The sequence below is a fragment of the Paracoccus sp. S-4012 genome (genome assembly GCF_009674885.1).
In the GTDB taxonomy this organism is placed as follows: Bacteria; Pseudomonadota; Alphaproteobacteria; order Rhodobacterales; family Rhodobacteraceae; genus Paracoccus.
In genome coordinates this window covers 19,438-27,503 of record NZ_WKKA01000025.1, presented here as the reverse complement: position 1 = coordinate 27,503, position 8,066 = coordinate 19,438, and the positions used below count along the sequence as shown (strand labels likewise).

10 protein-coding genes and 2 pseudogenes are annotated in these 8,066 nt (G+C 66.4%); 6 read left to right on the top strand and 6 right to left on the bottom strand.

Annotated features, from left to right (window positions below; all coding sequences use genetic code 11):
• Positions 1–109: 109 nt before the first annotated feature.
• Positions 110–316, bottom strand: a complete 207-nt coding sequence (locus tag GI374_RS17810) for an SDR family oxidoreductase (RefSeq protein WP_370515458.1) — start codon at positions 314–316, stop codon at positions 110–112.
• A gap of 9 nt (positions 317–325) precedes the next feature.
• Here GI374_RS17810 and GI374_RS17805 point away from each other — a divergent pair.
• Positions 326–639: pseudogene (locus GI374_RS17805) on the top strand (tyrosine-type recombinase/integrase); the annotation flags it as partial.
• Positions 640–946: 307 nt separating this feature from the next.
• Positions 947–2,248, top strand: coding sequence for a sodium:proton antiporter (locus GI374_RS17800; RefSeq protein WP_154338367.1), 1,302 nt, complete (start codon positions 947–949; stop codon positions 2,246–2,248).
• An 81-nt stretch (positions 2,249–2,329) separates the two neighbouring features.
• Here GI374_RS17800 and GI374_RS19530 read toward each other — a convergent pair whose 3' ends face one another.
• From GI374_RS19530 to GI374_RS17775, 5 genes are all read right to left on the bottom strand, one after another.
• Positions 2,330–2,506 (bottom strand): hypothetical protein, encoded by a 177-nt coding sequence (locus GI374_RS19530; RefSeq protein ID WP_229583536.1) that lies wholly within the window; start codon positions 2,504–2,506, stop codon positions 2,330–2,332.
• A 456-nt stretch (positions 2,507–2,962) separates the two neighbouring features.
• Positions 2,963–3,238 (bottom strand): MgtC/SapB family protein, encoded by a 276-nt coding sequence (locus GI374_RS17790; RefSeq protein WP_229583534.1) that lies wholly within the window; start codon positions 3,236–3,238, stop codon positions 2,963–2,965.
• A gap of 263 nt (positions 3,239–3,501) precedes the next feature.
• Positions 3,502–3,858, bottom strand: coding sequence for a YciI family protein (locus GI374_RS17785; RefSeq protein ID WP_154338365.1), 357 nt, complete (start codon positions 3,856–3,858; stop codon positions 3,502–3,504).
• A gap of 133 nt (positions 3,859–3,991) precedes the next feature.
• Positions 3,992–4,417 carry a YciI family protein gene (locus GI374_RS17780; protein ID WP_154338364.1) on the bottom strand — a complete coding sequence of 142 codons (426 nt, stop codon included), beginning with the start codon at positions 4,415–4,417 and terminating at the stop codon, positions 3,992–3,994.
• 118 nt (positions 4,418–4,535) lie between these two features.
• Complete coding sequence (locus GI374_RS17775; RefSeq protein WP_229583532.1) at positions 4,536–5,462, bottom strand: GlxA family transcriptional regulator; 927 nt, start codon at positions 5,460–5,462, stop codon at positions 4,536–4,538.
• 82 nt (positions 5,463–5,544) lie between these two features.
• Here GI374_RS17775 and GI374_RS17770 point away from each other — a divergent pair, with 82 nt between their 5' ends.
• The 4 genes and pseudogenes from GI374_RS17770 to GI374_RS19955 all read left to right on the top strand — a co-directional run.
• Positions 5,545–6,684, top strand: coding sequence for a DJ-1/PfpI family protein (locus tag GI374_RS17770; RefSeq protein ID WP_195759982.1), 1,140 nt, complete (start codon positions 5,545–5,547; stop codon positions 6,682–6,684).
• Positions 6,685–6,847: 163 nt separating this feature from the next.
• Positions 6,848–7,360, top strand: coding sequence for a VOC family protein (locus GI374_RS17765; RefSeq protein ID WP_370515457.1), 513 nt, complete (start codon positions 6,848–6,850; stop codon positions 7,358–7,360).
• Positions 7,361–7,509: 149 nt separating this feature from the next.
• A complete protein-coding gene (locus tag GI374_RS19525; RefSeq protein ID WP_255453753.1) occupies positions 7,510–7,710 on the top strand; it encodes a nuclear transport factor 2 family protein in 201 nt (66 codons plus the stop codon).
• 78 nt (positions 7,711–7,788) lie between these two features.
• Positions 7,789–8,034: pseudogene (locus tag GI374_RS19955) on the top strand (putative quinol monooxygenase); the annotation flags it as partial.
• Positions 8,035–8,066 lie beyond the last annotated feature (32 nt).

Sequence of the window (8,066 nt, the reverse complement as noted above, 5' to 3'; positions counted from 1 at the left end):
GGCTTCCTGTTCCTTGATCATCCCGATGATCTGCGCATCGGTGAAGCGGCTTTTCCTCATCTCGTCTGCTCCTTCAGGTCGGGCAGACTCTACATCACGGCGAGGGAGCTTACGGGGGGCAGGTCACGGCGAGTGCTGCCACCTCGTCAGGCCTGCCGAACCTCCGCATTGGTGTTTCTGCCACCACTGCAGCTTCTCTCTCTGCACGATCCGGCCCATTGCCCAGCATCGGCTCCCACATAGGCGTCATCACGGCGGCGGGGTGGAGCGAGTTGCAGCGGATGTTGAGGCCCTGACCGGCGCAGTAGAGAGCCACGCTCTTGGGGAACGCTGGATTGCTGACCCTGAGATGGTGGGCGTCGAGTTCCTCTGGCCAGCCGACTTCACGGCAGCCCGCACCTGTCGACGCGGCAGTATGCGCGCATCCTGCGAAACTGGGTGATGTCGATCGGCCTGGAGCCGAGCGCCTACGGCACCCATTCCATGCGACGCACGAAGGTCACGCAGCCCTACAAGAAGACCGGCAACCTGGGCGCCGTCCAGTTGCTGCTCGGCCACACGAAGATGGACAGCACCGTCAGATACCTCGGCGTTGAGATCGAAGACGCCCTGAGCCTCTCCGAAGACATCGACCTTTGAACATCAGCCGATCAGCGTGTCGCGCACGCCGGTCGGCCCTTAGCTGCCGTTCGAGCCCGCCACTGCGAGGCCGTGTAGCTCCCCCGAAGCGGTCATTCGTGTGCGCTGCGGCACCTCGGACAGGAATGCACCGACACGATCGGCATTTCGGGAGTGTAAGGATCGCCCGGGCTGCCGCGCTGGCACCAGGGCGTCGGCGCTGAACGCCGATCTTGACGCATGCATGGCGATCAGCATCGACTGAGGTTCCTTCAGTTTGAGTAGGCCTACTGTCGGCACGACTGAACCCCTAACCCGCGTGGGTGCCATGATCCCGCTGCTTCAGCCTGACCCGTATATCCTCCTTCTGACGGGCGCGGGCTTCCTGATCGCGCTGGTGGCGTGGCTGCCGCTGGCGCTGCGGCGGATGCCCCTGTCACTGCCCATCGTCTGCATCGGCCTGGGGGTGGCGCTCTTCTCGCTTCCGGGGGCCAGGCTGGAGCCCTCGCCGCTGGCCTATCCCGAGATCACCGAACGGTTCAGCGAATTCGTCGTCATCATCGCGCTGATGGGGGCCGGGCTGAAGCTCGACCGGGTGTTCGGGCTGCACCGCTGGGAGGTGACCTGGCGGCTCATCCTCGTCACCCTTCCCCTCAGCATCGGCGCCATCACCCTCCTTGCCGGAACATGGATGGGCTTTGCATGGCCGGTGGCGTTGCTTCTGGGCGCAGCGCTGGCGCCGACCGATCCGGTCCTGGCCGCGGATGTGCAGGTCGGCCCGCCCAGGACCGGCGAGGAGGACGAGGTGCGTTTCGGCCTGACCTCGGAGGCGGGCATCAACGATGGCGCCGCCTTCCCCTTTGTCCATCTGGCGATCGCCCTGGCTCTCGCGGGCACGACGGGAGAGCCCTGGGCGCTGAAGTGGCTGAGCTACAACGTCCTCTGGGAGATCGGCGCCGGCGTCGCGGGCGGCTATCTGATCGGCCGCGCTTTCGGCTGGCTCACCTTCCGGATCCCCGACGAGACCAAGCTCGCGCAGACGGGCGACGGGCTGATCGCCCTATCCGCCACCTTCGTGTCCTACGGGCTGACCGAGATCATCCACTCCTACGGTTTCCTGTCAGTGTTCGTCACGGCCCTGACCTTCCGCGCAGCCCATCGCAGCCACGACTTCCACCGCGAGATGCACGACGTCACCGAACAGGTCGAGCGCCTGGCGATGATGGTGCTTCTGCTGCTGTTCGGAGGTGCCGTTGCCAAGGATCTGCTGGCGGGGCTGTCTTGGGCAGACGTCGCCGTGGCGCTGATCATCCTGCTGGTCATCCGCCCTGGGACCGGGCTGATCGGTTTGGCCGGGTTCAAGGCTTCGTGGAGCGAGAAGCTGACGATCGCCTTCTTCGGCATCCGAGGCGTGGGATCGATCTACTATCTGGCTTATGGCCTGAATCACATGGAGGTCGACGGCGGCGAGCGCCTGTGGGCCATCGCAGGGTTGGTGATCCTGATCTCCATCCTCATGCACGGGCTGACCGTCACGCCCGTCATGCGCCTGCTCGATCGCACCCACGGCCGCGATCCCGATGCCGATGCCATTCCCCCGCCGGGTTTGCAGGGCCCAGGCGCCGGGTGAACCCAGCCGGATCACGCGAGACGCCACGGGATCACACCCCGGATCGCAACACGCTTGCTGCAGGCGCCCACCTGGCCTGCCTCAGTTCGTGAAGGCGTTGATCAGCTCGATGACGGCAAGGACCTTCCGGGTGTCGCGGTCTACCCGGTAGGCCCGGTCGCCATCGCGATAATAGCGCCAGTCATCGCGGGTTTCGAGTTTCAGCCGCCGCGGGTCTCGGACAACCACGTAGTCGCCGACCCGAAGCACATCGCCCACGCGTGGATAGTAACGCTTGTCATCCTTTCGGGCTTGCCCGGGCGGCACGCAAGGCGGGTTCTTCTTGGCAAGCCCAGGCGGGCAATGATGCGCGGCGCGGGCGTGCTCGCTTCGTCCCCCGTTCCCCTTGCCGTGACCGCGATCCGACATCGCCGGCGTCGCGACCAGCGCTGCGGCAAGGGCCGCGATCGCGGTCAGGGTTCCACAGGGTCTCATGGTTCGTCTCCGTGCTTGCGCGTTCCGACCATCAACTCGCGGAGCGCGTCGGAGCACCAGACAGTCGAGATCACAAGGGAATGAACTACCGCAAAATGGCTACCGCAGCAGCCCCTGTCTTAGACCATCAGTCAAGACCTCAAGGGAAAGTTCGAGGCGACACATTCCGAGCGGCCAAGGCCGAGGCTGCCCTTCCCAAGTCAGTTGACTCTTACGAGCCCCTGGGCTGTTGCCCGGCGGTCACTCTTCTGCCGTGCTGCACGGCAGCTTTCCCAAGAACGGCCGGTCGGCCCAGCACCAGATTAGCCATTGGCGGGCCAACTGCGTCCGCAGCTCCTGCTGTGCCGCGGCAAGCGTCAGCAGCGTCGCGGCCAGGCACACGGGCGCGTGCGTCCGCAGCCCGGCGGGCTTGCCCTGCACCTCGCGGTCAATGCCGATCAGCATCCCGGTGACCAGACTGCACAGCAGCGGCAAACCAATTTCAGTGGACAGGAACTGGGCAAAATAGTCGGGCAAGGCAGGCTCCCTGGCGTGGCGCGGGGGCGCGTGCCTCACCCGCTGGTCAGACGCTGAAGCTACGACGCGGCTTATCGTTCCTGCAGGATCAGTGGCCAAGATCCCAAGCAGTTCATTCCATTATGCTCCGGCAGCTCGAACTCCCAGGACCCTGCATGGGACCCGGATCAGCTTGCACCATGATGCGGGTCCGGCCTACTCAAGGAAGCATGCAGAGGATTTCCGGCATAGTCGGCCTGATTGCGGGCAGCATCGCGATGTCGTCACCCTTCTTGGGGCGGGCAGACACTATTCTGTCCAAGGACGCGACGGCCGAGCAGATCTACCAGCCGTTCCGGCAACAGCACCCATCGCAAGCCGAGGCCTGCTTTCCGGAGTTGGACCTTGTCGCGGGACCGGGCGCCCTGTCCCAAGGGCCCGAGGCCCGCCTGGAGGTTCTCGACGTCGATCGCGTAAAAGCCGAGCAGTTGCTCCCTGGTCTCGGCATAGGGGCCGTCCAGCACCATGCCGTCGCTCTTGCGCAGCGTCGTCGCGGCAGCTGTGGGCATCAGCTGGACCGTCGGCCCGAACCGGTCGGCCCATTTGCGATGCACCATTCTCAAGCGGGCAAGGACCGCCACGTCCTCCTCGGCCGTCCAGGCGCTGGTGACGGCTTCGTCGTTGTAGCACAGGATGGTTTATCGCACCGGCGCCTCCGTTCCGCTGGCCGTCCCCGCGCGAAGCGCCGGGACGGCAGGGGGCCATCATGCCCGATCAGCCGTCCTTGGCCAGCTTTGCCTCGGTGCGATTGAACAGCTCCACCAGTTCGGGGGTCAGCGTTTCGCCGAAATCCTCCATCTCGTAGATGGGGCGGATCTCCAGCTCGCTGGGGCCGGGCATCGGGTTCGGGCAGCGCTTCGCCCAGGCGACCGCCTCGTCCATGTCGCGGACGTTCCACAGCCAGTAGCCGGCAACCAGTTCCTTGGTCTCGGCAAAGGGGCCGTCGATGACCAGCCGCGAGGGACCGTCGAAGGCGATCCGCTTGCCTTCCGAGGACGGCTTGAGACCCTCCCCCGCGACCATGATCCCGGCCTCGGCCAGTTCCTCGTTGAACTTGCCCATCGCCTCGAACATCTCGGCCGAGGGCATCTCGCCCCGTTCGCTGTCCCCGGTTGCCTTCACGAATACCATCACGCGCATCTGTCTTCTCCCTGAGTTGATCCGGCGACTGCCGCCGTCTGGAATAAAGACGCAGGACCTCCGGCGATCCCGACATGCCATCACACGCCCGCATGCATGTCGCGAAACAGGCCGGGCGTCATGCCGAACCGGCGCTGGAATGCTTCCGTCCCCGCGCGACCGGCGCCAGCCCGACCCGCGCCGCCACCACCTTCAGCGGCAGCCCTTGCGACAGCAACATCCGCGCCGCGTCCAGGCGCGCTGTCTCGACGAAACGGGCTGGGGTCTGTCCGGTCGCGGCCGCGAAATTGCGGTGGAAGCTCCGCTCGGACATGCCCGCGCGATCGGCGAGCGACGGGACGTCGAGCTGCCCATCGAGATTTGCCTGGACCCATCCGATCAACCCGGCAAACGGGCTGTCGGCGCTGATTTGCGCCTGCAGCACCCGGCTGAACTGCGACTGGTAACCCGGCCGTCTCGCGTAGAGGATCAGGCGCCGGGCGACCTCGCCCGCGATGACTGGATCAAGGTCAATGCCGACCATCGCCAGCGCCATGTCGATGCCGGTGGTCACGCCTGCGGATGTCCAGAGCCGCCCATCGACCACATAAAGCGTGTCGGCATCCACGGTGATCCGGGGAAAGGCGCTGGCGAGCGGCTCGCAGCACGCCCAGTGCGTGGCGACGAGGTGGCCGTCGAGCAGGCCCATCGCCGCGAGAACGAAGCCCCCCGAACAGACCGAGCCGAACCGGTCGGCGTTCCCGATCAGTCCCCGAAGCGCCGGTTGCAGGACCGGATCGGCGAGCGCCGTGAGCAGCGGCTCGCGCTCGGCACCGGCAACCAGCACCGTGTCGGCCTCTTCGATGTCGGCGACCGGACAGGTCTCTACGGCGACGCCGCTGCTGCTTTCAACCGCGCCGCCTGCCGACGAGGCGAGCGCGATCTGGTAGAAGGGCGGCTTGCCTTGCTGCCTCAGCGCATGGTTGACGCCGTTGAACACCGAAACCGGACCCGCCGAGTCGAGCAGTTCGAAGTCGGGATAGACGACGAACACGATCCGATGCATTGGCAGAATATACCGCCATTCTGTCATTCCTGCCACACAGTCGACGGCCGTAGGTTGGGTGCGTGTTTCGGAGAACCCGCACATGACCCGGTGGCGATTCCTTCAGGCCGGCGGTGCGCTCGCGGCCCTTGCGCTTCTGGGCTTTGGCGCCTGCGTTCTGAACCTGCCGCCCGGCGACCGAACCGTCGCAGCGCCGCCGCTGCCGCGGGCGGAGACGGAGGCGATGCTTGCAGAGCTTGCGCCCCCACGGTCCGAGCGGCCGCTGATAGCGATCATCGGCCTCAACGACGCCACCGAGACGACCGACTATCTCGTGCCCGCCGGCATCCTGCGGCGGGCCGATGTCGCCGACGTGGTGCTGCTGGCGACAGGGGATGCGCCCGTGCAGCTTTACCCTGCGCTTCGCGTGCAGCCGGACGCGACCATCGCCGGGTTCGACGCCGCCCACCCCGATGGCGCCGATTACGTCATCGTCCCCGCCATGAGCCGCGACGACGCTCCGGCGGTGCTGGGCTGGCTGCGGGAGCAGTCGGACAAGGGCGCGATGATCATCGGCGTCTGCGCCGGGGCGAAGGTGGTCGCGGCGGCGGGGTTGCTGGACGGCAAGCGTGCAACCACGCATCGGTATTCTCGTGACGACCTGCGAAGGCTCGGCCCGACGACGACCCTCGTCGCGGATCGCCGCTTGGTGGCCGACCGCGGCGTCGTGACGACCACCGGCATAACGGCATCCATGCCGATGATGCTGGCGCTGATCGAGGCGATCGGCGGGCGCGCTCGGGCAAATGCGGCGGCGGCCGGCCTCGGCGTCGCGCGGTGGGACGCCCGGCACGCGAGCGAGGCATTCCGGCTGACGCGGCCCTTCGCCACCACCGTGCTGTCGAATCGACTCGTCTTTTGGCGGCGCGAAACGCTCGGCATCGAACTGCGGCCGGGCATGGACGAGGTCGCCCTCGCTCTCGTCGCCGACGCCTGGTCGCGGACCTATCGGTCGCGCGCCGTCTCCTTCGCGCCATCCGCATCCACGGTGACGACCGCGCACAGCATCCGCATCCTGCCGGACCGGATCGCCACTGGCTGGCCAAGTGCCCGCCGCATCCCGGTCGATCCCGACCTGCCGCCCGCCGAGGCGTTGGACCGGACGCTGGCGGCGATCAGCGGGCGCTACGCCGAACGCACGGCGGTCGTGGCGATGCAAACTGGAATACCATTGGGGGAGTAGAGCGGAATGATTCACCCGAGGGACAGAATCGTCTGCCGGGATGTCGGGAGTGGCGCCGGACGCTCGTCCTCGGAAAGGATGCGAAGACCAAGATCGGCCCGACCGCCCGGCGGGAAAAGCCCGATCCCGTCGCAAACCAAACGACCCAACAGGAGAACATGACGTGACCGATCTCGTGACTTGCCTGTGGTATGATTTCGGAGAGGCCTCCAAGGCGGCCGAGTTCTATGCCGCGACCTTTCCCGACAGCCATGTCGACCGGGTGAATACGGCGCCGATCGACTATCCCAGCGGCAAGGCGGGCGATGAACTGACGGTGGAGTTCACCGTCCTCGGCCGCGCCTTCATCGGCCTGAACGGCGAGCCCGTCTTCACCCCGAACGAGGCCGTCAGCTTCATGGTCCTGACCGAGGATCAGGAGGAAACCGACCGCTACTGGAACGCCATCGTCGGCAATGGTGGGCAGGAAAGCGCCTGCGGCTGGTGCAAGGACCGCTGGTGCCATTCCTGGCAGATCACGCCACGGAGGCTGATGGAGCTGACCACGAGCCCCGACCGCGACAAGGCCGGGCGGGCGATGCAGGCGATGCTGACAATGCAGAAGATCGACATTGCCTGGATCGAGGCTGCTGCGGCCGGATCGGCCCTACCACGGGTCACAGGAGGGGAGGAATGAACACCGCGACACGACCCTGGCGGTCATCACCCGCTTCAACGCAGCGTTCGGCACGCATCGCCCCGACGACCTCAACGACCTGATCGGCGAGATCTGCGTGCTGGAAAGCACCGTCGCGGCCCCCGACGGCGCTTTGAGGGTCGCGAGGCCTGTCTCGCGTTCTGAAGGGTATCGCGTCCGCGGCGAACCTCGACTTGCGTGCCGAGGAGATTTGGGCCTGCGGCGATCGCGGCATCATCCGCTGGCGCCTTCGCTGGGGCGAGGGCGACAGCGATCACGTCCGCGGCGTTAACATCATGCGGGTCCGCGACGACCGGATCGTCGAGGGCATGGGCGATGTGAAGGGCTGATGCCCGCACTGAAAAGGGAGGAATGTCATGATCATCATCGCCGGTCATTGACACACAAACAGCGCAGAAGAACGCGACGCCGGGCTGGCGGGTTTCGCCGACCTTGTCCAGCGGGCAAGGCAGGCCGACGGTTGTCTCGACTTCTCGATCAGCGCCGATCCGGTCGAGCCCGACCGCCTCAACCTGCTGGAGATCTGGCGCGACCGGCCCGCACTGGACGCCTGGCGCAAGATCGCCGGCAAGATCGCCAGGCAGTCGAAGGTCGCGCTCAGGGAAACGAGCGTGAAGCTTTACCACCTCGACAAGGCCGAACGGCCGTTCTGAAGCGGCCAAGCCAACCGGCGCCAAACAAGGAG